Origin of the sequence: Microbacterium sp. 5K110 (genome assembly GCF_005774735.1) — a bacterium.
Classification (GTDB): Bacteria; Actinomycetota; Actinomycetes; order Actinomycetales; family Microbacteriaceae; genus Microbacterium.
Genome location: NZ_VBUM01000040.1, coordinates 1 through 23,973 on the forward strand (window position 1 = coordinate 1; position 23,973 = coordinate 23,973).

The 23,973-nt window shown below is 71.1% G+C and carries 25 protein-coding genes and 1 tRNA gene; 12 read left to right on the plus strand and 14 right to left on the minus strand.

All coding sequences use genetic code 11. From position 1 onward, the window contains the following. The 3 genes from FE256_RS10415 to FE256_RS10425 all read right to left on the minus strand — a co-directional run. Positions 1-226, minus strand: a 226-nt coding sequence (locus tag FE256_RS10415) for a hypothetical protein (protein WP_138175310.1), incomplete at its 3' end; no start/stop codon positions are given. A 50-nt stretch (positions 227-276) separates the two neighbouring features. Continuing rightward, positions 277-2,712, minus strand: coding sequence for an ATP-dependent helicase (locus FE256_RS10420; RefSeq protein ID WP_138175312.1), 2,436 nt, complete (start codon positions 2,710-2,712; stop codon positions 277-279). 90 nt (positions 2,713-2,802) lie between these two features. Next, positions 2,803-6,549 carry a lamin tail domain-containing protein gene (locus tag FE256_RS10425; RefSeq protein WP_171024292.1) on the minus strand — a complete coding sequence of 1,249 codons (3,747 nt, stop codon included), beginning with the start codon at positions 6,547-6,549 and terminating at the stop codon, positions 2,803-2,805. A 147-nt stretch (positions 6,550-6,696) separates the two neighbouring features. Here FE256_RS10425 and FE256_RS10430 point away from each other — a divergent pair, with 147 nt between their 5' ends. Next, on the plus strand, positions 6,697-7,104 hold the full coding sequence (locus FE256_RS10430) for a YccF domain-containing protein (protein WP_138175316.1): 408 nt from the start codon (positions 6,697-6,699) through the stop codon (positions 7,102-7,104). 9 nt (positions 7,105-7,113) lie between these two features. Here the strand turns inward: FE256_RS10430 and FE256_RS10435 are convergent, their stop codons facing one another. Both FE256_RS10435 and FE256_RS10440 read right to left on the minus strand, forming a co-directional pair. Beyond that, positions 7,114-8,064 carry a hypothetical protein gene (locus FE256_RS10435; RefSeq protein ID WP_138175318.1) on the minus strand — a complete coding sequence of 317 codons (951 nt, stop codon included), beginning with the start codon at positions 8,062-8,064 and terminating at the stop codon, positions 7,114-7,116. 89 nt (positions 8,065-8,153) lie between these two features. Then, positions 8,154-8,522 carry a VOC family protein gene (locus tag FE256_RS10440; RefSeq protein ID WP_138175320.1) on the minus strand — a complete coding sequence of 123 codons (369 nt, stop codon included), beginning with the start codon at positions 8,520-8,522 and terminating at the stop codon, positions 8,154-8,156. Between the two features lie 52 nt (positions 8,523-8,574). Here FE256_RS10440 and FE256_RS10445 point away from each other — a divergent pair, with 52 nt between their 5' ends. Genes FE256_RS10445 through FE256_RS10460 form a run of 4 tightly spaced genes read left to right on the plus strand, consistent with a single transcriptional unit; the run spans position 8,575 to position 11,890 of the window. Further along, complete coding sequence (locus FE256_RS10445) at positions 8,575-9,012, plus strand: MarR family winged helix-turn-helix transcriptional regulator (protein ID WP_138175322.1); 438 nt, start codon at positions 8,575-8,577, stop codon at positions 9,010-9,012. A gap of 29 nt (positions 9,013-9,041) precedes the next feature. Beyond that, the gene (locus FE256_RS10450) at positions 9,042-9,953 is read left to right on the plus strand and encodes a DMT family transporter (protein ID WP_138175324.1); all 912 of its coding nucleotides are present in this window, start codon (positions 9,042-9,044) and stop codon (positions 9,951-9,953) included. Next, entirely contained in the window at positions 9,934-10,692 is a 759-nt protein-coding gene (locus FE256_RS10455) for a GntR family transcriptional regulator (RefSeq protein WP_138175326.1), read from the plus strand. Before FE256_RS10450 ends, FE256_RS10455 begins: the two co-directional genes overlap by 20 nt. A 28-nt stretch (positions 10,693-10,720) precedes the next feature. Then, complete coding sequence (locus tag FE256_RS10460; RefSeq protein ID WP_171024293.1) at positions 10,721-11,890, plus strand: Mur ligase family protein; 1,170 nt, start codon at positions 10,721-10,723, stop codon at positions 11,888-11,890. A gap of 18 nt (positions 11,891-11,908) precedes the next feature. Here FE256_RS10460 and FE256_RS10465 read toward each other — a convergent pair whose 3' ends face one another. Continuing rightward, positions 11,909-12,103, minus strand: coding sequence for a hypothetical protein (locus FE256_RS10465; RefSeq protein WP_138175330.1), 195 nt, complete (start codon positions 12,101-12,103; stop codon positions 11,909-11,911). Positions 12,104-12,288: 185 nt separating this feature from the next. Between FE256_RS10465 and FE256_RS18170 the strand changes: the two genes are divergently transcribed. Then, positions 12,289-12,361, plus strand: a tRNA-Met gene (locus FE256_RS18170). 37 nt (positions 12,362-12,398) lie between these two features. Further along, positions 12,399-12,914, plus strand: a complete 516-nt coding sequence (locus FE256_RS10470) for a DUF1697 domain-containing protein (RefSeq protein WP_138175332.1) — start codon at positions 12,399-12,401, stop codon at positions 12,912-12,914. Positions 12,915-12,976: 62 nt separating this feature from the next. Here the strand turns inward: FE256_RS10470 and FE256_RS10475 are convergent, their stop codons facing one another. From FE256_RS10475 to ykgO, 3 genes are all read right to left on the minus strand, one after another. Continuing rightward, entirely contained in the window at positions 12,977-13,273 is a 297-nt protein-coding gene (locus FE256_RS10475; RefSeq protein WP_138175334.1) for a hypothetical protein, read from the minus strand. Then, the gene (locus FE256_RS10480; protein ID WP_138175336.1) at positions 13,270-13,578 is read right to left on the minus strand and encodes an ArsR/SmtB family transcription factor; all 309 of its coding nucleotides are present in this window, start codon (positions 13,576-13,578) and stop codon (positions 13,270-13,272) included. Before FE256_RS10480 ends, FE256_RS10475 begins: the two co-directional genes overlap by 4 nt. Before the next feature lie 70 nt (positions 13,579-13,648). Next, on the minus strand, positions 13,649-13,771 hold the full coding sequence (gene ykgO, locus FE256_RS10485) for a type B 50S ribosomal protein L36 (RefSeq protein WP_134124926.1): 123 nt from the start codon (positions 13,769-13,771) through the stop codon (positions 13,649-13,651). 78 nt (positions 13,772-13,849) lie between these two features. Between ykgO and FE256_RS10490 the strand changes: the two genes are divergently transcribed. The 3 genes from FE256_RS10490 to FE256_RS10500 are packed head-to-tail and all read left to right on the plus strand — an operon-like array spanning position 13,850 to position 15,937. After that, complete coding sequence (locus FE256_RS10490) at positions 13,850-14,851, plus strand: GTP-binding protein (RefSeq protein WP_252370975.1); 1,002 nt, start codon at positions 13,850-13,852, stop codon at positions 14,849-14,851. A gap of 52 nt (positions 14,852-14,903) precedes the next feature. Further along, positions 14,904-15,107: a hypothetical protein gene (locus FE256_RS10495; RefSeq protein WP_138175360.1), complete on the plus strand. Its 204-nt coding sequence runs from the start codon at positions 14,904-14,906 to the stop codon at positions 15,105-15,107. Then, the gene (locus tag FE256_RS10500) at positions 15,104-15,937 is read left to right on the plus strand and encodes a DUF72 domain-containing protein (protein ID WP_138175362.1); all 834 of its coding nucleotides are present in this window, start codon (positions 15,104-15,106) and stop codon (positions 15,935-15,937) included. The genes FE256_RS10495 and FE256_RS10500 overlap by 4 nt, the downstream gene beginning before the upstream one ends. 52 nt (positions 15,938-15,989) lie before the next feature. Here the strand turns inward: FE256_RS10500 and FE256_RS10505 are convergent, their stop codons facing one another. From FE256_RS10505 to FE256_RS10520, 4 genes are read right to left on the minus strand one after another with little or no spacing between them, the layout of a single operon-like run. Beyond that, on the minus strand, positions 15,990-17,069 hold the full coding sequence (locus FE256_RS10505; RefSeq protein WP_138175338.1) for an ABC transporter permease: 1,080 nt from the start codon (positions 17,067-17,069) through the stop codon (positions 15,990-15,992). Next, on the minus strand, positions 17,066-18,031 hold the full coding sequence (locus FE256_RS10510; RefSeq protein WP_138175340.1) for an ABC transporter ATP-binding protein: 966 nt from the start codon (positions 18,029-18,031) through the stop codon (positions 17,066-17,068). The genes FE256_RS10505 and FE256_RS10510 overlap by 4 nt, the downstream gene beginning before the upstream one ends. Positions 18,032-18,071: 40 nt before the next feature. Beyond that, the gene (locus FE256_RS10515; RefSeq protein ID WP_138175342.1) at positions 18,072-19,001 is read right to left on the minus strand and encodes an NAD(P)/FAD-dependent oxidoreductase; all 930 of its coding nucleotides are present in this window, start codon (positions 18,999-19,001) and stop codon (positions 18,072-18,074) included. 52 nt (positions 19,002-19,053) lie between these two features. After that, the gene (locus FE256_RS10520) at positions 19,054-20,046 is read right to left on the minus strand and encodes a glycerophosphodiester phosphodiesterase family protein (protein ID WP_138175344.1); all 993 of its coding nucleotides are present in this window, start codon (positions 20,044-20,046) and stop codon (positions 19,054-19,056) included. Between the two features lie 144 nt (positions 20,047-20,190). Between FE256_RS10520 and FE256_RS10525 the strand changes: the two genes are divergently transcribed. Together FE256_RS10525 and ligD are read left to right on the plus strand one after the other, a co-directional pair. Next, entirely contained in the window at positions 20,191-21,066 is an 876-nt protein-coding gene (locus tag FE256_RS10525) for a Bax inhibitor-1/YccA family protein (protein ID WP_138175346.1), read from the plus strand. Positions 21,067-21,199: 133 nt separating this feature from the next. Beyond that, positions 21,200-22,423 (plus strand): non-homologous end-joining DNA ligase, encoded by a 1,224-nt coding sequence (gene ligD, locus FE256_RS10530; RefSeq protein ID WP_138175348.1) that lies wholly within the window; start codon positions 21,200-21,202, stop codon positions 22,421-22,423. A 133-nt stretch (positions 22,424-22,556) separates the two neighbouring features. Here the strand turns inward: ligD and FE256_RS10535 are convergent, their stop codons facing one another. After that, positions 22,557-23,906 (minus strand): glycosyltransferase, encoded by a 1,350-nt coding sequence (locus FE256_RS10535; RefSeq protein WP_138175350.1) that lies wholly within the window; start codon positions 23,904-23,906, stop codon positions 22,557-22,559. Positions 23,907-23,973 lie beyond the last annotated feature (67 nt).

Sequence of the window (23,973 nt, forward strand, 5' to 3'; positions counted from 1 at the left end):
GGGTGGAATCCTCGACGGGTGCCGCATCGATCGGTGCACCGACGCCGCGGAACGACGACGTCGAGATCGTCACGTTCGGCACCGGGGTGGCCGTGGTCTCCGTCGACGCGGCCTCATCCGGACGGGACGGAGCGACGGGCTGCTCGCCCGGTTCGATCACGCCCTCGGGACGATCGGCCGAGGCATCATCGGAATCGGTCTTCTTGCGGCGCGAGAAAAGTGCCATTGTTCGACCCTATCCGTGCCCCGCGCTCGCCCGGCGTGTCGCCGGGCGCCTCACAGCTTGGAGATCGGCGCGATCTTCACCAGCAGCTTCTTGGCCCCGACGGTGTCGAAGCGCACGTGGGCGACCCTCTTCGCACCCTCGCCGGTGATGGCATCCACGCGTCCTTCGCCGAAGTCGTCGTGGCGGATGCGATCGCCGGCGGCCAGTTCCATGTCGCCGTTGTCGCGCACCTTGGCGGGGATGCGGTTGGGGAACTTGCTCGGGTCAGCGGGCGCGCGCTTGGGCAGCGGCACGAGGTCGTCGCCGTACCGATTGCCCCCACTGCTCTGCCCGGGACGACGGCCGCGAGCGTTGAGCGCTCGGGACTGAGTGCCTCCCCGCCCGTTGACGTCGCCGGGCGACTGCCGCCAGTCGATGAGGTCGGCGGGGATCTCTTGGAGGAACCGGCTCGGCATCGCGACGGTGACCTCGCCGAACTGCGCCCGGGTCATCGCGAGCGACACGTGCAGGCGTTTGCGCGCGCGCGTGATTCCGACGTAGAACAGGCGTCGCTCTTCTTGCGGCCCGCCGGGTTCGCCGGCCGAGATGCGGTGCGGCAGCAGGTCTTCCTCGACGCCGGTGAGGAACACCGCGTCGTACTCGAGTCCCTTCGCGGTGTGCAGGGTCATGAGCGAGACCGAGCCCGATGCGTCGTCGAGGTCATCGGCGTCGGCGACGAGGGCGACCTCGGTGAGGAAGTCGATGATCGTGCCGTCGGGGTTGTTGCGCGCGAACTCACGCGTGACGGCGACGAGTTCGTCGAGGTTCTCGAGGCGCGCCTCGTCCTGCGGGTCGCGGCTGGCGCGCAGGGCGTCGAAGTAGCCGCTCTTGTTCAGCAGCAGGGTGAGCCCTTCGCTGACGGAGGTCGAGGGGGCGAGTTCTCCGGATGCCGGGAGCATCAGCGCCGTTGCCTCGCTCAGTACCGCGTCGAGGTGGTCGATCGCCTTCTGCAGCTTCGGACCGACGCCCAGCTGCGGCGAGTTGGCGAGCGCGTCGCGGAAGGTGATGCCGTGGTCGGCGGCGTAGCGCGCGATCGCCGTCTCGGTGACATCACCGATGCCGCGGCGGGGCTTGTTCAGGATGCGACGCAGCGCCATCTCATCGGCGGGATTGGCCACGGCGACGAGGTAGGCCAGGGCGTCCTTGATCTCGGCGCGCTCGTAGAACTTGGTGCCGCCCATGATCTTGTAGGGCACCGCGGAGCGGATGAAGATCTCTTCCAGCGCACGGGACTGCGAGTTCGTGCGGTAGAACACCGCCATCTGCGCGTAGTCGACGCCGGTGCGGTGCAGCGCCTCGATCTCGTCGGCCACGAACTGCGCCTCGTCGTGCTGCGAGTACCCGGTGAACCCGATGATCGGGTCGCCCGCGCCCACGTCGGTCCAGAGCTTCTTGTCTTTGCGGTCGAAGTTGTTCGAGATCACCGCGTTCGCCGCCGACAGGATGTTCTGCGTCGACCGGTAGTTCTGCTCGAGCAGGACGACCTTCGCGCCCGGGTAGTCACGCTCGAACTCGCTGATGTTGCGGATGTCCGCACCACGGAACGCGTAGATCGACTGATCGGAATCACCGACGACGGTGAGCGAGGCCCCGCTCTCGGCCGCGGGCTCGGCCTCGAAGATCATCATGCCGCCGCCCGCCGACATCGGCTCGGCGTCGCTGCCGGGCGGCAGGGTCAGCTCGTGGATGAGGGCGTACTGGGCGTGGTTGGTGTCCTGGTACTCGTCCACCAGGATGTGGCGGAATCTCTTGCGATACACGTCGGCCACGTGGGGGAACGCCCGGAACAGGTAGACGGTCTGCGCGATGAGGTCGTCGAAGTCGAACGCGTTCGCGCGCTGCAACTCGCGCTGGTACGCCGAGAAGATCTCGATGAACACGCGCTCTGCGGGGTCGCTCGTATTGGCCTGCCGCGCGTAGGACTCGGCATCCGCCAGCTCGTTCTTGAGCTTCGAGATCCGGCTCTGCGTGCCCGCAGGGGTGAGGCCGAACGCATCACCCTCGTGATCTTTCACCAGGCGCTTGATGAGGGCGCGCGAGTCGCCCGAGTCGTAGATCGTGAACGCCTTGGTGAAGCCGAACTGCTGCGCCTCGCGCCGGAGGATGCGCACGCACGCGGAGTGGAACGTCGAGATCCACATGCCGTCGGCCTTCTGCCCGATCAGCTGGTGGACGCGCTCGCGCATCTCGCCCGCGGCCTTGTTGGTGAAGGTGATCGCCAGGATCTGGCTCGGGTAGGCCTCGCGCGTGCGCAGCAGGGAGGCGATGCGCCGCGTCAGCACGCTCGTCTTGCCCGACCCGGCCCCCGCGACGATCAGCAGAGCCTGTCCGCGGTAGGTGACGGCCTCTCTTTGCGGCCCGTTCAGACCGGCGAGCAGGTCGGCGTCGGGGCGGGCGTCCGACGGCGCGGAAGCGCCGACGATGAGGGGCAGGGAGGCGTCGGTCATGGCGCCACAAGTCTAGGCGGGCCCCCGACACGGTGGATCACTCAGCCCCGCGGCGCCGCCCGCGGGGGACGGCGCCGCACGGATCGAGGGTCAGCCGACCGTGCGACGACGACGCGCGATCATCACGACGAAGCCAGCCAGCAGCAGGATGCCACCGGCCACCGCAGCGCTGGTCGCGATCGTCGCACCGGTCGACGCCAGAGCCGAACCGGGCGCCGTCGCCGACGACGCGCTGATCTCCACCGGAGCCCATCCGAGCAGCGTGCCGTCGAGGGCATACACCGCGATGCGGTGGGAACCCGTGACGTCGGCCGGGAGGGTGACCGCGACGCGCCCCTGGGCGTCGACGGTGGCCTCGGCCAGAAGCGTCGGCGTGGAGTACAGCCACACCTGCACGCGCTGACCGGCGCGATCGGCATCCACTACGACGGAGATCGGCGAGCCGGCGACCGCGGAGCCGGGGGCGCGGACAGGCCCGCGGTTGGCGCCGGTCAGCTGGTCACCGGGCAGCGGCTGAACGGTGCCTCCCGCCGTCGGCGCACCAGTCGGCGTCGGGCTCGTGATCGGCGTCGGCGATGCGGTCGGCGTCGGCGTCGCAGTCGGCGTCGGCGTCGCAGTCGGCGTCGGCGATGCGGTCGGCGTCGGCGTCATGGTCGGCGTCGGGCTCGTGATCGGCGTCGGCGATGCGGTCGGCGTCGGAGTCACGGACGGCGTCGCAGTCGGCGTCGGGGTCGGCGTCGGGGTCGGCGTCGGGGTCGGCGTCGGGTCGACGGGCCCGGCGACCGCAGGCAGCCCGCCCACTCGCAGTGCGCCCGAAGAGAGCCCGTCGGTGAACCACCAGGCCGGCCGCGTGGACGCGCCGCCGAGAGCCACCGGCAGCGTGGCGAAGCCCTCGTTGTTGGTGTCGGGCAGCCCCGCCGGCCGCGAGATGCGGACGACATCCGGCGTGACCGTGCCGTTGAGGGTCACCTGGACGCCGTCGCCGTGGCATCCGTCATCGCACATGACCCACAGCACGCCGAGTGCGCTATCCCAGTCCAGTGCCATGGCCGCCGGGAGCCCGGGCGCGATCTCGGCGACGAGGGCGTGTGTTCCGTCGGCGTTCAGCGCGAAGGCGTACACATGCCCGTTGTCCTCCAGGGCGGTGAAGAAGAGCCCCGCGCCGTGGCCGGGGTAGCGGGCCGGGTCATACAGAGCACCCGTGTTCTGATCGATCAGTGTCGTCCGAAGGTCGGTGTCGGCGATCCACTCGACCGCCTCGAGTCCGGTGTTCGCCGCCACCGCGGGGAGAGAGGCGGTGAGGTCCCACTCCTGGTTCGCGACGACGTCCGGCCCGGGGGCGTTCGGGTCGATCTTCAGCACCGTGTTGCGGTTCACGCCCTTCGCGCTGTTGTCGCGCTCGGTGGCCAGGTAGACGAAGCCGTCTCCGGCGACGGTGATGCCCTCGGCATCGGGTCCGGCGGCACGGGCGTTGCCCGCGTCCTTCGGGAAACGCGCACGCTTGCCGTTCTCCCAACCGGCGACCGGGGTGGCCGAGCCGTCCGCCGCGACCGCGAGCTTCCAGAACGTGCCCGTGCCGTTGTCGACGGCCCACAAGAACGTGCCATCGGCCGTGACCTGACTGTCGAGACCCGAACTGTCGGACCGGAACGTGGGGGCCGTATCGACCACGCGGGCCTCCGGCACACCCGGCCACGCCACCGCGGGGGCCTCGCACACGTTGGCCGCGCCCTTGGTCGAGGTGAAGGTGGGGCCGAACACGCCCGTGGAGTCAGGGCACCGACCCCAGGTGGCGGACGCGTGGGCGGTCCATGTCGTGGAATCGAGGAGGGTCTCGCCCTCGAACAAGCGCACGGAGTCCGCGCCGCCGAGCCCGAAGCCGAGGTCGGCACGCTCCACCACGAGGTGGCCGCGCGCAGGAAGAGTGGAGCCGGCGGGGAGGGTGTAGATGTGCGAGTCGTCGTCGTCCTTGAGCACGAGGCCCGCGGCATCCACGGGCGAACCGGTCGGGTTCACCAACTCGATCCAGTCGTCCGGCGATCCGCCGTCGGACTCGACCTCGTTGATGCGCACCGGGTTGCCGCACGCGTTCGACGCGTTCTTCGTCGACAGAGCGACATCGCGCAGCTCACCGACACCGTCGGGGCAGCGCGCGTACACGCCCTGAGCGTGAGCGGTCCACGAGTACTCGGCGACGGTGATGCCCGAGGCCGAGCGGATCGTGGCGGTATCGGCGCCGCCGAGACCGAAGGAGAAGTGGATGCCACCGTCGAACACGAACCGCCCGCCCGGGGCCACGACCGTGCCGGCCGCCACCGGGCTGACGTCTGCGGCGTGACCGATCGGATCGTTGTCGAGCAGGGTCCAGCCCGAGATGTCGAGGGGCGTGGACGCCCGGTTCACGATCTCGACCCAGTCCGTGGCGTCGCCGTTGGACTCGACCTCGTTGATCACGACATCGGGCAGCACGCAGTCGTTGGCCGCACCGGGCGTGGGACGCGCCAGCACGAATTCTCCGAGCCCATCGGGGCAGCGGGCGAGCGTCGCTGCCGCCGCGTCCCCCTCGATCGCCGCGTGTCCCTGCCAGGGCAGCGTGTCGTCGACGAGCGTTCCTGCTGCGTCGAAGAGGCGGATGCGGTCGGCGCTGCCGATCCCGATCGGGTCGCGGAAGGCCGCACGCACGCCGCCCACCAGGCCCTCGGTCGCCTCATCGACGACGAGGAATCCGCCGGCGGGCAGCATCGTGCCGGGGAGGAACGTCCAGCGGTGGTCGTCGGAGTTGTCTCGGAGCTCGTATCCGGTGAGGTCGAACGCGGTGGACCCCGGGTTGTAGAGCTCGACCCAGTCGGCCGGCTGCGAGTCGACCTCGTTCAGACGGACGCTCCCGGGGACGGAGGGGGCGGCGCAGACGTTGGCCGCACCGAGGGTGACGACGGTCGCCGGCGCCCACGCACCGGTGCCGTCGGGGCAGCGAGCCCACGTGGCCAGCGGCGCCGTGTTGGCGTATGCGTAGGCGTCGACGACCGCACCGGTGCTGTCGAAGAGCACGACCTCGTCGCCCTTGCCGAGGCCGAACGGGAAGTCCGTGTCTTTGACGAGCACGAGGAAGGCCCCCGGCTTCAGAACCGTTCCGGCGGCAATCGTGCCGACCTCGCTGCGTTTGTCGTCGCTCACCTTCCAGCCGCCGATGTCGACCGGGGAGACGCCGGCGTTGAAGAGCTCGATGCTGTCCGAGGGCACACCCGAGACGGCGTCGTAGACGATCTCGTTGACGACGACGCCGGCAGCGGGCGCGGTGGTCGGCGAGGGCGAGGGCGTCGCGCTAGGAGTCGGAGTCGGTGTGGGCGTCGATCCGCCGAAGACGTTGCCCGTGCCCTTCGTGGGCTCCGCCGTGACCGCCCAGTCCGGCGAGCCGCCCGGCTGGAACCCGTACGTGGTCGCCGCGTGCGCCGTCCAGGAGCGCGAGTCCACGAGCTGACCGTTCGGGTCGAACAGGCGCGCGGAGTCCTTGCCGCCGAGTCCGAATCCGAAGTTGCCGACGCCGTCCTTCTCGTCGATGACGTACACGCCCCCGGCGGGGATCGTCGCGTCGGCTCCGAAGACGAACGCGTGCGTGTCGTCGTCATCCTTGAAGGTGAACCCGGCCAACGACACCGACGACGACGTGGTGTTGACGAATTCCACCCAGTCGCCGGGGGTTCCCCCGCTGGATTCGACTTCGTTGATCCGGACGCCCGCGGGCTCGGCTGCCACGGACGGGAACGGCAGAGCGACGACGGTGGCGGCGCACACGGCGCTCGCTGCCACGGCCGCCAGGGCACGACGCAGGGTCGACATGACACTCCTCGGGAGATCGGGTCCCGCCACTGGACCACGCGTGGGTGACCACGGTCGGCCGTGCCGGTGTCCGAGGGGTGAACAGTCGTGGATCCGAGAAAGAGGGGGCATCCGACCCGCTCCCGCCGAACGCGAGAGAATCGACGTATGCGCCTCATCCTCAACGTCCTCTGGCTCGTGCTGTCGGGTTTCTGGCTGTTCCTCAGCTACCTGGCGGTGGGTGTCGTGCTGTGCATCCTGATCGTCACCATTCCGTGGGGCATCGCCTCGTTCCGCATCGGCCTGTACGCCCTGTGGCCCTTCGGCCGCGAGATCGTGGCGAAGCCGACCGCGGGCGTGGGGTCGTTCCTCGGCAACGTCGTGTGGGTGATCCTCGCCGGGTGGTGGCTCGCCCTCGAGCACATCATCACCGGGCTCGTGCTGTGCATCACGATTATCGGCATCCCGCTCGGAATCGCGAACTTCAAGCTCGTGCCGGTGTCGCTCATGCCGCTCGGTAAAGAGGTGCGCGACATCCGGCGCGGCGGCCCGTTCGACCGCACGCTCGCCGGCTGAGCCGCGGCCTCAGGCCGCGAGTCTCCGAGGCCGTCGCTCGCCCGGCCGCAACGGCAGGGCGAGCACGAGGCCCGCGATCGTCATGAGCACGCCGACGACCGCTGCGCTCAGGATCGCTTCGGCCGGCACGGCTCCGTCGTACAGACCGCTGATGCGGGCCAGGTGCCACGGCAGCACCCCGACCTGGTTGTTCCACGACGACAGGGCGGGGCCCGTGCCGAACACGGCGGCCGCGACCGTGGGCAGCGCCAAGGCCATGCCCACCCCGCCGAGCGCGATCCCCGCCGCACGACGCGGACCGAGCTGCGGCGCGAGAGACCAGCCGGCGACGACGAACACCCACGCCACGAGGGCGAACGCCACGGTGAGATAGGCGATCCGGACGAACGACACACTCCACAGGGTGGGCCACGCACCGTCGGGACCCGAGAGCCCGATCGCCGCGAGAGCCACGATGCACCGCAGCACGAGCGCTCCGCCCACGGCGGCGATGATCGGCCACGGCGAGCGCGAGCCGAGCAGCAGTCGGACGACGAGCGCGAAGACGAGCCATCCCGCGACCGCGAAGGCGACGCTGCTCAGTCCCTCGCGCTGCGCCTGCACCGTACGTGTGGCGACGAGCAGGCCACCGGGGATGATGATCATGAACCACCGGTCGAGGGGCAACACGCCCAGCGTCGACTCGCGCGCACGCCACGGGCGCGTCGACGCGATCCAGGTGGCGCGCGCCGCGGCGGCGCCCGGCCGCCCCACCAGGCGGGTCCGGGACGCGAGCATCCCGATCGCGACCCACGCCACGGCGAGGAGCAGGAGCCCTCGTGCGATCCACTCGGTCGTGGCATCCACTTTGCGCGGCATCCGGGCGAACGGATCGACCACGAGTGCCATCACCACCCCGGCGATGAGCAGAGCGGCGGCGACGCCGAGGGCCAGGATGCCTCGCCCCGTCGTCGTCGCCATGCACCCACGTTACCGGCCCGCGCCTGTGCGCTTCTGCGGCGGCTGAGGCACCCGCGGCACCGCACCCCGGAGCACCCGCGGCAGACACCTCACGCGCGGTCGTGGAGAGTCACGTGGTACCCGTCGAGGTCGGCGAAGGTGAAGGTGCGGCCGAAAGGTCCGTCGATGGGCGCGGACACGATGCGGTGCCCCGCGGCGGCGAGGGCGTCGTGGATCGCCTGCACGTCGGTGGCATGCAGCCACAGGGCGACGCCGAGGCCCGGCTGTGCGACCGCGTCGAGGTCGGTCCCCGGCACGAGGTCGCGCAGCGCGAAAGCGATCGGCGCCGTCGTGAAGACGACGGCGTGCGGCGGACCCGCGGGCGATCGGACGAGGCCGAGGTAGCGCTCGTAAAAGGCCTGCGAGGCGCCGAGGTCGCGCACCTGGAGGGAGAGGAAGTCGGGGCCGGTGACGGGCATGGAATCTCCTTGTGTCAGATAACTGACATCCAGCATATGTCAGACTACTGACATGAAGCAAGAGGGAATCGACCTCGAGACATCGCTCGGCTACCTGCTGAAAGAGGCGTCGAGCGCACTGAGGACCGCCATGGAGGAGGTCCTGCGCCCCCTCGGGATGACGATCACGCACTACTCCTGCCTCGAGCAGCTGGCCCAACGCCCCGGGTCGTCGAACTCCGATCTGGCCCGCGGTGCTTTCGTGACACGACAGTCGATGAACGTGCTCCTGCAGACCCTCGAGCGTGACGGCATCGTCGAGCGCGCCGAGACCGCCCCCTCCGGCAAAGCCCTCCCCACCCGCCTCACCGCGCAAGGACGGAGCGACCTCGCACGTGCGAGCGCCGCCGTGCGCGGGGTCGAGCGCCGAATGCTCGGCGGGATGACGGATGCCGAACAGCTCGCCGCCCGCACGGCCTTGCGCTCCATGGTGCGATCACTGCGGGAGTGAACCTTCCTAGATTGTGTAACAATCTCTCCATGCTTCCCGCACTCGCGGTCCTCGCCGCCGCCCTGTGCTTCGCCACGACCGGTACGGCTCAGGCGCTGGCCGGGGTCGACGCCTCCCCCGTGGCCGTCGGCGCCGCGCGGATCGTGGTGGGCGGCGGCATCCTGGGACTCCTCGCGCTCGCCCGGCGGCGCCCGACGTCGCCGCCCCGGGCGGCTGCGCGGCGGGGATCCACGGCCGTACTCATCGCCGTCGGCGCCCTCGGCGTCCTGGCGTATCAGCCGCTCTTCTTCCTCGGCGCGCGCGAGAACGGCGTCGCGATCGGCACCGTGGTCGCCCTCGGTTCCGCGCCGATCGCGACGGGGATCGTGGATGCCATCCGCTCGCGCCGCCTCCCCTCGGGCCGGTGGATGCTCGCCACCGCGATCGCTCTCGCGGGGGTCGTGCTCGTCTCGGGAGTCACCGGCGGCGCGGTCGCCCTGGCCCCGGGCGGCCTGCTCGCTTCGGCGGGCGCGGGAATGTCGTACGCCCTCTATACCGTGTGCGACAAGGCGCTGTTCGAGAGGGGGTGGAACTCCACGCGCGTCATGGGCACGGTGTTCGGTGTCGCCGCCGTCGCGAGCCTACCGGTGCTGCTCGCCGCAGGAACGTCGTGGCTGCTCACCCCGAACGGTCTCGGCCTGGCCCTGTGGCTCGGCGTCGTGACCACCGCGGTCGCGTACCTGCTGTTCGGGTGGGGACTCGCGCGTCTGACCGCCGTCACGGTCTCGACGCTGACGCTCGCCGAGCCTCTCGGTGCGACGCTCCTCGGACTCCTCGTGCTGCAGGAGCAGCTGAGCGCCGTGAGCGCGGTCGGCCTCGCGCTCATCGCGATGGGCCTCGCCGTGGTCTCCGCTCCGTCGCGTCGACGTGAGGAGGTTCCGGATGCCACGGCCCCGGCGTGATCCCCCGATCCAGCCGTTCGTCCCCGCCGATGCTGCATCCCCGCGGCCGAGCAGCGAAGCCGCCGCGCGCGCGACGGACGCAGCGGGTCGCCGGCCGAGCGATGCACCCGGCCCCCGCGCGGCCGACGTCGTCGCCGCGGCCCTGCGTCATGGCATCCTGTCGGGCGACCTCGCTCCGGGCACCGCCTTGCGCGAAGAGGAGCTCAGCGCGACGCATGGCGTCTCGCGGCACACCGCGCGCACCGCCCTCGCGCGCCTCACGGCCGAACGTCTCGTCACGGCCGAGCCCTACCGCGGTGTGCGCGTCTCTCTGCTCGACGACGACGCGCTCGTCGCCCTGCAGCAGTTGCGGTGCGCCCTCGAGACCGAGGCTCTGCGGATCGTGCGCGACCGTGGCATCCGTCCCCCTGCCGTCGACGATGCCCTCGACGCTCTCGCGGCCGCCGAAACCTCGGGCGACTGGCCCGCCACCCTCGACGCTCACGCGCGGGTGCATCTGGCCCTGGTGGATGCCGCCGACTCCCCGCGCATCGCCGAGGAGTACCGCCGGCTCGATTCCGAGATGCACCTGCTGCTCACGCACGTGCGCCCCGCCTACGCCCCGGGGGCCTTGGCGACCGAGCATCGCGCCTACGTCGAGGAAGCACTGGCCGACCCCGTGCGCGCAGTGCGGGCGCACCTCGACCATTCGACGCAAGCGATCCTCGACAGCAGGGGTGTCCGGCATCCCTCGCGGTGAGATGATGACGCGACATGGAGGGGGCACCATGACGTTTCGCATCGAACCACCGACGGGCCGGCCGATCATCTCGGCCGTCACGGGGACGAACGGGAAGACCAGCGTCGCGACCGCGACCCGGCAGCTGATGACACTCATCGGCTGGCGGGCTGCGGGGTACGACTCGACCGGGGTGACGGATGTCGACGGGGTTCTTCGCGAGAGCCGGGTCCGCCGATCCCCCGACTACCTGCCCGAACTGATCGACGCACAGGCGCGCGCCGGGGCGCGGGCGCTGTCGATCGAGGCGTTCGTCGGCATTCTGGCCGACGGGTTGTTCGACCGGGTCTCCGTCGACACCGCCGTTTCGACCGGGCTGGAGCGCGACCACATCGACGTCCACCGCAGCGTCGAGGGGTATTGGAACGCCAAACTCCGGCTCTTCCGGGAGTATCTGCGCCCGGACGGGCTCGCGATCATCTCCGCGGAGTCCGCGCAGGGAGACCTGGTTCGCGAGGCGGCGGACCGTCGCGGAATCCGGGTGATCGTCGTGGGTGACGGGGGCGATCTGCATACCGAGGCGGTGCGGGAGGAAGAGGGCCGTCTCGTCGGGGTCCTGCGCGTCGAGGGAACGCCGCACCGGATCTCGCTGCCCACGGTGCATTCCGTGGCGGTGACCAATCTGCTCCTCGCGGCAGCGGCCGTGATCGGAGCGGGCGGAGAACCCGCGGCCGTCGCGGACGCGCTCGCGCACGTCGAGCCGCCGCCGGGGCGCCTTCAACTCATCGCCGAGAAGGACGGAGTGACGGCGATGGTCGACACCGCCCACAATCCGGGCGCCCTCCGCGTCGCGCTCCGCTCGGTCCGCGCCCGCACCGCGGGTCGGATCATCCTCGTGTTCGGCGCCGGCGGAGAGCGGGACCGCGGCAAGCGCTCTCAGATGGGCGCGATCGCCGCCGAACTCGCCGACGTCGCCATCCTGACCGACGACAACCCCCGACGAGAGCCTCCCGATCGCATCCGTGCCGAAGTCCGCGCGGGAGTTCCGGATGCCCTCGAGATCCCGTCACGCGTGGATGCCATCCACGCGGCGCTCCAGATGGCCCGGCCGGGCGATCTCGTCCTCGTGGCCGGGAAAGGCGACGAGACCACCCAGATCGTCGGCACCGTGAAGGTGCCTCACGACGATCGGGAGGTCCTCAGGCGAGCGCTCGCCTGAACGAGAAGGTGCCCCCGGTCAGATGACGTATCCGCCGTCGGGGTCGTAGCCCCCGTCCGGGTCGTAGCCCCCGTCCGGGTCGTAGCCCCCGTCCGGGTCGTAGCCACCGTCCGGGTCATATCCCCCGTCCGGGTCGTACCCGCCGTCCGGGTCGTACCCGCCGTCGGGGTCGTAGCCACCGTCCGGATCGTATTCGGATGGGTTGCTGGTCATGATGCCCCCTCAGATCGCGACTGCACTGCTGCGCTGATTCAACGCCCGTGATGCCGCGCACCGCAAGGGCCCCGGGGGAAACTCCTCCGGTTCCACGACCCTCGGGTGACACGGAGAGAAATGGAGAGTTACTTCCCGCAACGTGGGAGCGCGGTGATCGACCCGCGGTTAGCGTGGGGACACATCGCGGCGATCCGGGCGGTCCCGGGCCTCGGCTCATAACCGAAGGCGTGGCGGGTTCGACTCCCGCCGTCGCGTCGACTCGCGGGCGTCGCACCGCGCTACCCTCGCCCACATGCGCCACGTCGCGTTCGTCCGGAACCTCAACCAGGGTCAGCGAGGGCACGTGTCCACCGCCGACCTCATCGCCGCCTTCGTGGATGCCGGATGCCACGACCCGGCACCCTTCCAGAGCAACGGCACCGTCGTCTGCGGCGGCGACCCGGCGCTCGCTCACGACGCGATGGACGCCCTCGCCGCCCGCACCGGCGTGGAACGGGAGGTCTTCACGCTCGCGCTCGACGAGCTTGGAGACATCGTGGCCGCGCACCGCGACGCCCGCGACGCGGTGCGGCGCGAGCTCACCCTCCACCGCGGAGACGCCATCATGCTCGACGCGCAGACCGAACACGAAGCCGCCCGGCGCCGGTGCCGGATCCTCGACAGCGGCGCGGGCTGGGTCGTGACCGTCAACGAACGGGATCGCGAGTCGAACGCGACTCCCGTGATCGAGCGCCTCACGGGCCAGCCCGCGACCTCGCGCAGTCTCCCGACCCTCACACGCCTGATCGCGCGTTTCGACACCGCCTGACTCGACGCGAAGGGCCCGCCCTCCGGAACGGAGAGGCGGGCCCGGGACGGCTCTGCGACAGCTCAGTGCTCGTCGTAGTGGTCGGCGTGCAGGGCGTGACGGTGTCCGTCGTGCACGTAGTCCGCGTGGTCGTCGTGCGCGACCTTCTCGTGACCGCAGTCGTCTCCGTGACGGTGCTCGTCGACGCCGTGCTCGGCCTTCGACTCGTGCTCGTCGTAGTGGTCACCGTGGAGCGCGTGGTGGTGCGTGCCGTGCACGTAGTCGATGTGGTCGCCGTGCTCGATCTTCTGATGACCGCAGTCGTCGCCGTGGGCGTGCTCATCGACGGTGTGCTCGGCGTGCGTCTCGGTGGTGCTCATTGCTCGTTCCCCTGATCGTTCGATTCCTGGACGTGGGTGATCGCATCGAGCACGACGTGGGCGACGTGCTGGTCGGCGAGGGCGTATCGGATCTCTTTGCCCTCCCGCTCCGACGTCACGAGCCCGGCCTGCCGCAGCGTCCGCAGATGCTGCGACACGAGGGGCTGCGACAACTCGGCCTGAGCGGCGAGGGCGCCCACCGTGAGCGGTTCCCGGCTCAACAGCCAGACGAGCGCGAGGCGCGACTCGTTGCCGAGAACCTTGAACAGCTCGGCGGCGTCCTCGAGTCCCGCGATCCTGTCCACGCATCCACATCACCACACACATAAACGAATTGCAATGTGTGCAGTCAATCGGGAACGGTTCTCGTTCGCCTTAGCCCTGCCGCCCCTTCCACCGCGGGTTCAGCTTGTTGATCACGAACACCCGCCCACGGCGGCGGACCACCTGCGCACCGGGCTGGTTCTTCAGTGACGTGATCGAGTTGCGGACCTTCATGGCATCCTCCTGTTGATAACCGTTCTCAATAACAAGGTAGGCTGTCCGTCGATTCCCGACAAACGAAGGGCGGATGCCGTGGAGAGAACGATCGTGACGATGGGCGTGTGCGCGCCCGAGAGGCAGGCCTACGCCGAACGCATCGCCGCCACCCTCGGTCGCCCGTTGCACCTCCTCCGCTACCGCGATCTCCGCGCCGCGCACGCCCTCCCTCGACCCCGACCGCGCGCCGCCGGCGAACGGGCCGTGGTCGACCTCGGCACCGATGTCGACCTGATCCACGCGATCGCCGAGAGGGGCGGGGTCGAGGTCGAGGCCGTGTGCATCGTGGACGCGCGTCACATGATCGGCGACCTGCTCGAGGGGGCACCGCTCGTGGCATCCGCCCCGGCCGGGGACACCCGCGGCGACGTCGGCGCTCGCGCGCGTCAGGCAGCTCTCGCACTCGAACTCGCGACCCGCATCGTGTGGGTCAACTGGGAGCAGGTTCCGACGGCGGCTCTCGCGGTGCAGATGGCGCTGGCATCCCACCTCAATCCTCGGGCGACGCTGCGGCTCAGCCGCGACCCGCGCACCGATCTGGGCGCGGCCGCGCCGCGAGAAGACGAGACCGAGATCCTCGAGCGCGCCGGCTGGGTGCGCACCCTCAACGACGAGCACGATCCGTACATGCGTGACAACCGCGTCAGCACTCTGCGCTACGACCAGGTGCGTCCCTTCCACCCGCAGCGCTTGCAGACCGCACTCGACAGACTCGACGACGGCGCGGCCGGACGCCTCGTGCGCTCCGCGGGGTTCTGCCGGATCGCTTCACGCCCCGGCATCCTGGCCCGCTGGGAACACGTCGGGTCGGCGATGTGGATCGAACCGATCGGCACCGACGACGGGCGCATGGGCGTCGGCCAAGAGATCGCTTTCACCGGGCTCGACCTCTCGGCACCGCGCCTGCGGCACGTGCTCGACCTCGCCGCCCTGACCGACGACGAGCTCGCCGCCGGGCCCGAGGCGTGGGTGCGGTACGAGGATCCGCTCCCGGCCTGGCCCGCCGTCGACCTGTCGATCCCGGATGCCACCGACTGACAGCCTGTCAAGCCGCTCGCCCACTCCGCCCAGATGGGGCACCGTGGCCGACATGAGTACTCCGGATCTGCCCACCCGCCACTCCGACGACGCGCACGCCGACAGCGGAGCGCCCACCGACGCCGTCACCGACGACGTTCGCGAAGACGCCGCCGAGTCGGAAGAGGACGTCGACCTCGACGACCACACCGGCGACGACGTCGACGCCGATCAGCCCACCGGCCCGGACTTCCCCGCCAGCGAGGGACACGCCTGACCACAACGGCCTACGTCGGGACGTCGGGGTGGCGGTACCCGCGGTGGCGGGGCGACTTCTATCCGCCGGGCCTCGTGCAGCGGCGCGAGCTCGAGTACCTCGCCGAGCGGATGCCGAGTGTGGAGCTCAACGGCTCCTTCTACTCGCTCCAGCGCCCGGAGAGCTATCGGCGCTGGCGGTCGGAGGTGCCGGAGACTTTCGTCTTCGCGGTGAAGGGGTCGCGGTACGTGACGCACATGCTGAGGCTCCGGAACATCGACGCGGCCCTGGCGAACTTCTTCGCCTCGGGCGTCCTCGCGCTCGGCCCGACACTGGGACCGATCCTGTGGCAGCTTCCCGAACGGGTGGAGTTCGACCCCGAGGTTTTCGGCGGCTTCCTCTGCCGCCTCCCCCGCACGACGGGTGAGGCGCTCGATCTCGCCCGCGGGCACGATGCCCGACTCGACGGCCGCTCCTGGCTCGAGATCGACGCGGACGCTCCCCTGCGGTACGCCGTCGAACCTCGGTCATCGACGTTCGGCGACCCGCGCGCCACCGAGCTCCTGCGCGAGCACGGTGTCGCCCTGGTCGTCGCCGACACCGCCGGCCGGTGGCCCGCCTTCGACGCGGTGACCGCCCATCACGTGTACGTCCGGCTGCACGGCTCGACGGAGCTCTACTCGAGCGGCTACACCGCTGCCGAGCTCGACGAATGGGCCGATCGCATCCGCGGCTGGCGTTCCGCGACCGACCGACACGGCAATCCCCGCGAGGTGTTCGTCTACTTCGACAACGATGCGCGCGGGCGCGCCCCTCACGACGCGATCGCGCTCGCCGAACGACTGCGCTGACCGCGGGCGCCCCGTGCCGTCGAGCGGTCGGTGACGTCACGCACCCGCGCCGTCACGCGATACGCGTCCCCGGCGGCAGGCGTCGCGCGGGCGTGCGCGTCCGCGCGATGCCCCACGCCAGCAGTCCGCCCGCGAGCAGCAGCTGCAGGAACAGACCGACGAACCAGCTCGGAACGGTCCCCGCGATGCGATCCTCCATCGACTCGTCGGTCAGTGGCGTAGCCGCGCAGTAGTCGTAGGCGGGCGCGGGGTCGGGCGGGATCTGCGCCAGGCGGACGCCCGAGGCGATCTGCGAGAACAGATCCGACGGGTTGCCGTACCTGTCGTAGGTGGGCGGGGTCGCATCGGCCAGGATGACGAATGGGTTGGCCGCCAGCACGCCCCACACCCGGTCGAAGCGCGGCACCTCGCTCGTGTACGTCGACGTCGTGCAGCCGATCTCGTCCACGCTCGGGCACCCTGTCACGTCGTTCTCGAGGTACGGGTCGCACCCCGCGGGCACCGCGTTCCAGTCCATCTCGCGCGTCGTGGTGGTCTGCTCCGACCGCAGCGCCGTTCCCCCCAGGCCGAAGGCGATGAGCGTTCCCAGGGTGAGGGCCGCCACGATGAGGTAGGTCGTGGCCACCGAGAAGACCGGGCGCGCCACGATCGCGCTCACCCCGACCCCGATCGCCGCGACCACGCCGACCTCGATCACCAGGATGCCGAGGGACGAGGCGATGACCGCGGGATTCAACGACCCGGCGAACGTCGCGACGATGAGGAACGGCAGCGCCACGACGAGGAACGCCAAGCCCGAGATCCACGCCGCGAGGAACTTGCCCAGGACGATCTCGGTCGTCGTGACGAGCGTCACCTGCACGGGCGCGAGCGTCGCGGCATCCCGATCGCCGTTCACCGCGCTCCCGCTGAGCGTCGGTGAGACCAGCAGCACGAGCAGCAGGACGAACATGATGACGATCGAGTAGAACCACCCGTTGCCGCCCGTGCTGAGTGAGAACGCCGAGAACGACAGCAGCAGCAGTGCCAGCAGGATGACGGCGAACACGCCGAGCAGCACGTACCAGCCCACGGAACGCACGCGCTGGCGCAGATCGATCCCGATCACGGTGCCGAGGCGACGCAGGTTCATTCGGGGCTCCCCTCGGTCGCGGTGTTTCCTCGGAGATCGAGGAAGGCGTGCTCCAGGTCGCCGACCGCGGGCGCGAACTCGGAGACCGGGAGGCCGGCGCTGACCAGGGCCCGCAGACCCGCGACGGCGGCTGCCTCGTCGCTGAACGGCACGAGCAGGTCGCGGCGGTCGACACCGAGATCGTCGGCCGTACGGCCGAGGGCTGCGGCGACAGCGCCTCGATCGGACTCGGTCCCGCGCGAGGCATCGGTCGACAGGCGCACCCGCCACGGACGCACGCGCGTGGTCGCGGCGGCGAGACGATCGCGGCCCACCGTCCGGCCGTCGAGCACGAACACGGCGTCGTCGACGACCTCCTCGAGCTCGGACAGGACGTGGCTGGAGATGAGGATCGTGCGGCCCTCCTCCGCGAGACGCCGGAGCATCACGCGCAGCGCGATCCGCGCCTGCGGGTCGAGACCCGACGCGGGCTCGTCGAGCAGCAGCACCCGCGGGTCGTGCACGAGCGCCCGCGCCAGCGCCAGGCGCTGCTTCTGCCCGCGCGAGAGCACCCGGGCGGGTGAGGCGGCGAGCGCGGAGAGGTCGACGAGTTCGAGCAGCGCATCGGCGCGGGACCGGGCGGCGGCGCGCGGCAGGTCGTAGAGCTGCCCCGTCGCGACGAGGACCTCGCGCGCGGTCAGGCTCGGCCACGCGCCGAGGGAGTCCGGCATCCATCCGAGAAGTCGTCGCGCGCCCGCCGGATCGGCGACCGGATCGACGCCCGCGATCCGCATCTCACCCTGGTCCGGCCGCAGCAGCGACGCCAGCATCAGCAACAGCGTCGTCTTGCCGGATCCGTTCGGTCCGACGAGTCCCGTCACCCGCCCCGGCTCGGCCGAGAAAGTCACGTCGGCGACGGCGGTCACCCCGCCGAACGCCCGTTTGACCTGTACCGCTTCGATGCCCGCGCCCCCTGCGTCCATCCCTCCACCCTAGGGGGGCATGCCGACATGCCCCCGGGATTCAGGATGCCGCGAGCACGCGACCGAGCGCGTCGCCCGAGGCCCACGCCGTGCGCACGGCCGCCGATTCGCCCCACGCATCGCCGCACAGCGACAGCCCCGGGGAGCGGAAGAACGGCGCCCCGGTCGTCCCCGCGGGGCGGGCGAAGGTCCAGCGGTGCGCATGCGTCGCCACCGGCTCAGCTTGGATCTGCAGCACGCGGCGCATCGCCGCGACGACGGGCGCGATCACGCTATCCGGGTCGTCGAGGTGCCGTTGCGCCGCCGCAGCGGTGGTGTGGACGACGAGGACCGGAGCCCCGTCGCCGCGGCGGTCGCCGTCGTCGGCGACGAACGCGATGGCGGGATCACCGTTGACGAAGGCGCCGTGCAGGTCGTCCGGCCACAGCCGTTCGTCCCACCGCAGCACGACGGCGATCACGGCCTCCCACTCCTGGGCGGCGACCGGCGGCACGTCGACGAGGCGGCGGGCCTGCGGTTCCGGCATCGCCAGCACGACCTCGCCGGCCTCCTCGCCGTCGACGCGGAACGGCGCGACGCGCTCCACCGCGCGACCCGATTCGACGTCGAGTCCCTCGGCCAGGTCGAGCGCGAGCGAGCGCAGGCCCGCCGGGGCCGACCACCTCATCGGGCCGGTCTTCCGGGTGACGGTGCCGTCGGCGTCGATCGCCGAGAACGTGTCGGTCCACGGCCGCGCGAGTCCGCGCGCCTCCCACTCGTCGACGACGCGCGCGAACCCCTCGTCGTCTCCGACGACGAAGTACGACGCCCCGAGGTCCACGGCCCGGCCGTCGAGGGTGCGGCTGGAGAGGCGACCGCCCGGGCGGCGCCCGCGATCGATCACGTGCACCGACTTCCCGGCATCCCGCACCGCCCGCGCGCACGCGAGTCCCGAGATGCCGCCGCCGACCACCGTCACGTCCACCGTCATCCCGCCATCCTCGTCCGCTGCACGGGCACGCGGCCGGGGGTTGCGCCGGTCATCACCGTGCCCGGAAGAACTCGACCCCCAGGTCGGGGTGGTCGACGAAGACCCCATCGAGCCGCGCGTCGCGCAGCACGGCCCATTCGCGCTCATAGTCTCCGAACGCCGCCGCCCCGCCGGAACGCCGGAACGGGGGCAGCAGGAACGGGTTCTCGGGGCGACAGGTCCACGTGAGGACCCGCATCCCGCGGTCGTGCGCCTCGGCGACGAAGGGCGCGGGCCCGCGCACGCGTCCGAGCCGGTCGGGCGCGAGGATCAGCCGCTTGTCGGGGCTGATCCCCTCGACCGACTCGGCGAGCGCATCCAGCCCCGTGGGCGTGAGCATCGACGCGTACGACGGCGCCCGCGCCCCGTCGCGCTCGCGCAGATCCCACGGCGCCCCGCTCGCCTCGACGAGTTGGACCAGCGGAGCCGGGATGCCACGCTCCCGCAACCGCTCCAGCACGAGGGGCTCGAACGACTCGATGACCAGACCGGGATCGTCCCACCAACCGGCATCCCGCAGCTCGCCCTCGACGAGCGCGGCCATGTCGAAGCCGGCGCGGGCGAAGAACGCGGCGTGCTTGATCTCGAGCACGACCCCGACTCCCCCGGCGCGCGCGAGATCCAGGACGTCGCGCAGGCACAACACCGGGTCCTCGTCGTCGTGGGCCGCGCTCCGCGGCCGAACAGCGGGGATCCGCTCCCGGCAGCGGAGGGTCTGCAGCTCGGCCCAGGTGAAGTCCTCGGTGAACCACCCCTCCAGCCGCTCGCCGTCGACGACCGCCGTGCGGCGCCGGGCCGCGAACTCCGCGCGCGCCGAGACGTCCGTCGTCGTACCGATCTCGTTCTCGTGCCGGACGACGAGGATGCCGTCCCGCGTCGGCACGACGTCGGGCTCGACGGCATCCACCCCCGCGGAGATCGCTCGGGCGTAGGACGACCGCGAATGCTCGGGGAGGTATCCCGGAGCGCCGCGGTGGCCGATGATCAGGGGCCGGCGGACGGGCACCGGATCAGGCTAGCGAGGAGGCGCCGCCGACGCCGCTCGCTCATAGCAGAATCCCAGTCGACACAAGGATTCTCGCGGTCTCCTCGGCTACTGTTGTCTGACAGCACGGTGCTGTGATCACCAGTATTTGGAGTGTGAGTCCCTGTGGCCCTCAACAACCCGGCCTTCAACACCCCGGCGTTCCAGGACCCTCGTGCCGGCGCCCAGACCCGTTACAGCCCTCCCCCGGCGAGCACCGCAGCCGCAGCGGCTGAGACCGCCAACATCGAGGGCATGTACGCAGCCCCGTCCGCGGGCGCGGTGCAGACCGACCGCATGACGGTCGAAGACACCGTCTTCAAGACGATCGGCCTCTTCGCGATCCTCGTCGTCACCGCCGTCGTCGGCTGGATCTGGACGATGAGCACCGTCACGGCCGCCAACCCCAGCCCCAACGTTCTGCCGATGATCATCGGCGGCCTCGGCGGGTTCGTGCTCGCGATGGTCGCGATCTTCAAGAAGAAGCCCTCCGTCCCCGTCTTCATCGCCTACGCGGCGTTCGAGGGTCTCTTCGTCGGTGGCATCTCGGCGTTCTTCGAGTTCCTCTACCCCGGCATCGTCGTGCAGGCGACCCTCGCGACCCTCTCGGTCGTCGGCGTGACCCTCGCCCTGTTCGCCAGCGGCAAGATCCGCGCCTCGGCCCGCGCCACCAAGATCTTCATGATCGCGATGGTCGGCTACCTGGTCTTCAGCCTCGTGAACCTCGGCCTGATGCTCTTCAACGTGCCGCTCGCCGGTGGCGCGTTCGGTCTCCGCAGCGTCGAGATCTTCGGCATCCCGCTGGGTCTCATCATCGGCGTCTTCGTGGTCATCATGGCCGCGTACTCGCTGGTGCTCGACTTCGACCAGATCCAGCGCGGCGTCCGCAACGGCGCCCCGCGCGTCTACGGCTGGGTCGGCGCCTTCGGCATCATGGTCACCGTCGTGTGGCTGTACGTCGAGATCCTGCGCATCCTCGCGATCCTGCGCGGCAACAACTGACGCACCCGCTTCCCACGAAGGGCCGTCCCGTTCTCGGGGCGGCCCTTCGTCGTTCGTTCAGCGCCCGGCGACGCGGGGGACGGGCCCGCGCAAGGGGCCCGCGCAGAGGATGCCGCGGGTCTAGCCTCGCGGCATGAGCCCCGCCAAGACTCCCCCGGTGACCCTCGACGTCGACGGTCACGACGTCGTGGTCACGAGCCCCGATCGAGTCGTGTTCCCCGTCCCCGGGCTCACCAAGCTCGACCTGGTGCGCTACTACCTCGCCGTCGCCGACGGAGCACTGCGCGGTGCGGCCGGACGCCCCATGGTGCTCAAGCGCTTCGCCAGAGGACTCGACAAAGAGCCGTTCTTCCAGAAGCGCGTGCCCGAGAACCACCCCGACTTCATCGACACAGCGACCCTGCACTACGCCTCGGGGACGTCGGCGAAAGAAACGGTGATCCGGGATGCCGCGGGCCTGGCGTGGATCGCCAACCTTGGATGCCTCGATCTCAACCCCCACCCGGTGCGAGCCGAAGACCTCGACCACCCCGACGAACTGCGCATCGACCTCGACCCGATGCCGGGCGTGGACTGGGCGCAGATCGTGGACACGGCGTTCGTCGCCCGCGACGTGCTGGAGGACCACGGGCTCGCCGGGTGGCCCAAGACGTCGGGCTCGCGTGGTCTGCACATCCTCGTCCGGATCGCCCCCGAGTGGGCATACCCCGACGTGCGGCTCGCGGCGGAAACCCTCGCGCGTGAGGTCGAGACCCGTGCCCCGGGCCTCGCGACCGCTCGCTGGTGGAAGGAGGAGCGCGGAGAGAGCGTGTTCGTCGACTTCAACCAGAACGCGAAGGACCGCACCGTGGCATCCGCCTATTCGGTTCGGCCGCTGCCCGACGCGCGCGTGTCGACACCGTTGACGTGGGACGAGGTGCGCGAGCGCCGCCCGGAGGAGTTCACCGTGCTCACGGTGCCCGAGCGTTTCGCGGCGATCGGCGATCCCCACGCGGGCATCGACGACGCCGTCGGGTCCCTCGAGGGGCTCCTGGCGCTCGCCGAGCGGATGGGGCCGGCCGAGAAGCCGCCGCGCGGCTCGGACGGCTCGGGGCGCCGTGCATCGACGATGCCGCTCATCGAGGTCGCCCGCACGAAGACGAAGCCCGAGGCGCTCGACGCCCTCGAGACCTGGAGGTCGCGGCATCCGGAGGCCGCGTCAGCTCTGCATCCCGCGGACGTCCTGCTCGACGGCATGCGCGGGTCGAGTTCGCTCTGGTACCGCGTGCGGGTGAACCTGCAGCACGTCCCGGATGCCGAGCGTCCGCCGCAGGAGCAACTGATCGCCGACTACGACCCCTGGGCGGGCCGGCCCTGAGCCCCTCCCGATACACAACGAAGGAGATGCGGTCCACGCCTCCCGTGAGGACGCGGATCGATGAGCCTCCCGCTGCGCTTTTCCTGCGTTGTGTCCCGGCGGCCCCGGCCTGGCGACACGGCCGGCGACCGGGCTAGCGCCGGGTCGGACGCGACAGCGCCTCGGCAGCCGCCGCGGCGAGGGTGTCCATCGCGCGCGCGGGACTCAGCGCCGTCGCAGCCAGCCGAGCCTCGGCCGCGAGCCGCTGCCGCAGCGCCGCGTCGCCGAGGATGCGCGTGAGGGCGTCGGCGAGCGCGTCCTCGTCGCCGTCCGGAACCAGGATGCCGCCGCCTGCGGCGAGCATGTCGCGAGGGCCGTACCGGATGTCGTAGGCCACGACGGGGATGCCATGGGCGAGCGCCTCGGCGAGCGCGAGGCCCTGGCCCTCGAACGCCGAGGTCGTGAGGTACACCGACGCGGAGTCGAGGACGGCACCGGGGTCGAGGGTCAGCCCGGGCAGTGTCACGGCGTCGCCGACGCCGAGCGCCGCGACCAGCGCTTCGAGGCGGTCGCGTTCGGCGCCCGCGCCCCACAACTCCAGGCGCGCGGTCGGGATGGCCGCGGCGACGCGCGCGAAGGCGCGGACGGCGTGGTCCAGGCGCTTCCCCGGCGCGAGTCGGCCGAGCACCACGACGGGTCCATCTTCCGCGGGGGCCGCGACGGCGGGTGTCGGGACCCCGTGCGGGGCCACGACGTCCACGCGGTCCGCGCCGAACCGCTCGCGCACGTCGTCGCGCTGCCACGCGGTCGGCCACAGCACCGCGTCGAATCGCGGGGCGACCGCCAGCCATCGCTCCCACAGGGCGTTGATCGGAGCGTCGGCGGTGAAGGGCGGCTCGAGGTGGATCGTGTGCACGGTGTGCACGATCCGCACGTCGGGGTCGTCCCATTCGACGATGAGCTCGCCGAGCTGACGCGACTCGCACACGACCACGACGGGCACGTCGCGCTCGGCGCGGAGCCCCGCGACGACGTGAGCGAGCCACGCGCGGTAGAGCGCCCCGAACCCGTCGATGACCCCGACGTCGGCGCCCGTGGCATCCCGGATCACGATCGGCGCCGTCGTGAGGTGCCAGTGCGGATCGATGACGTTCGGCAGGTCGACCGCTCCCCCGGCGACGCTGCGGTACTCCAGCGCCGAGTCAGCCGCGCCCCGCCGCGCCGCCGCGCGCAGCCAGTCGGCAGCCCCGCCGTCGGGCCCCACGGCCTCGTCGAACAGGTTGCGGAAGACATCGGATGCCGTCGCCGCCCCGCGCGCGACGAACTCCGCGCGGTGCGCGGCGTGCGCCTCGCTGGTGCCGGGGTCGACGGTCAGCAGCAGCGCCGAGGCTCCGGCATCCGCCATCTGCTGCGCCCGCGCGAGCGTCGAGATCGTGTACCCGCCGTCGAGGTCGGGGATGAGTCGGCTCGACAGGATGAGATACCACGCGTCGGGAAAGTCCACTCTCGTCCCCTCATCTTCCTGACGACACAGCGCCGATGCCGCCGCCCGCTGGAGGGGCGACGGCACC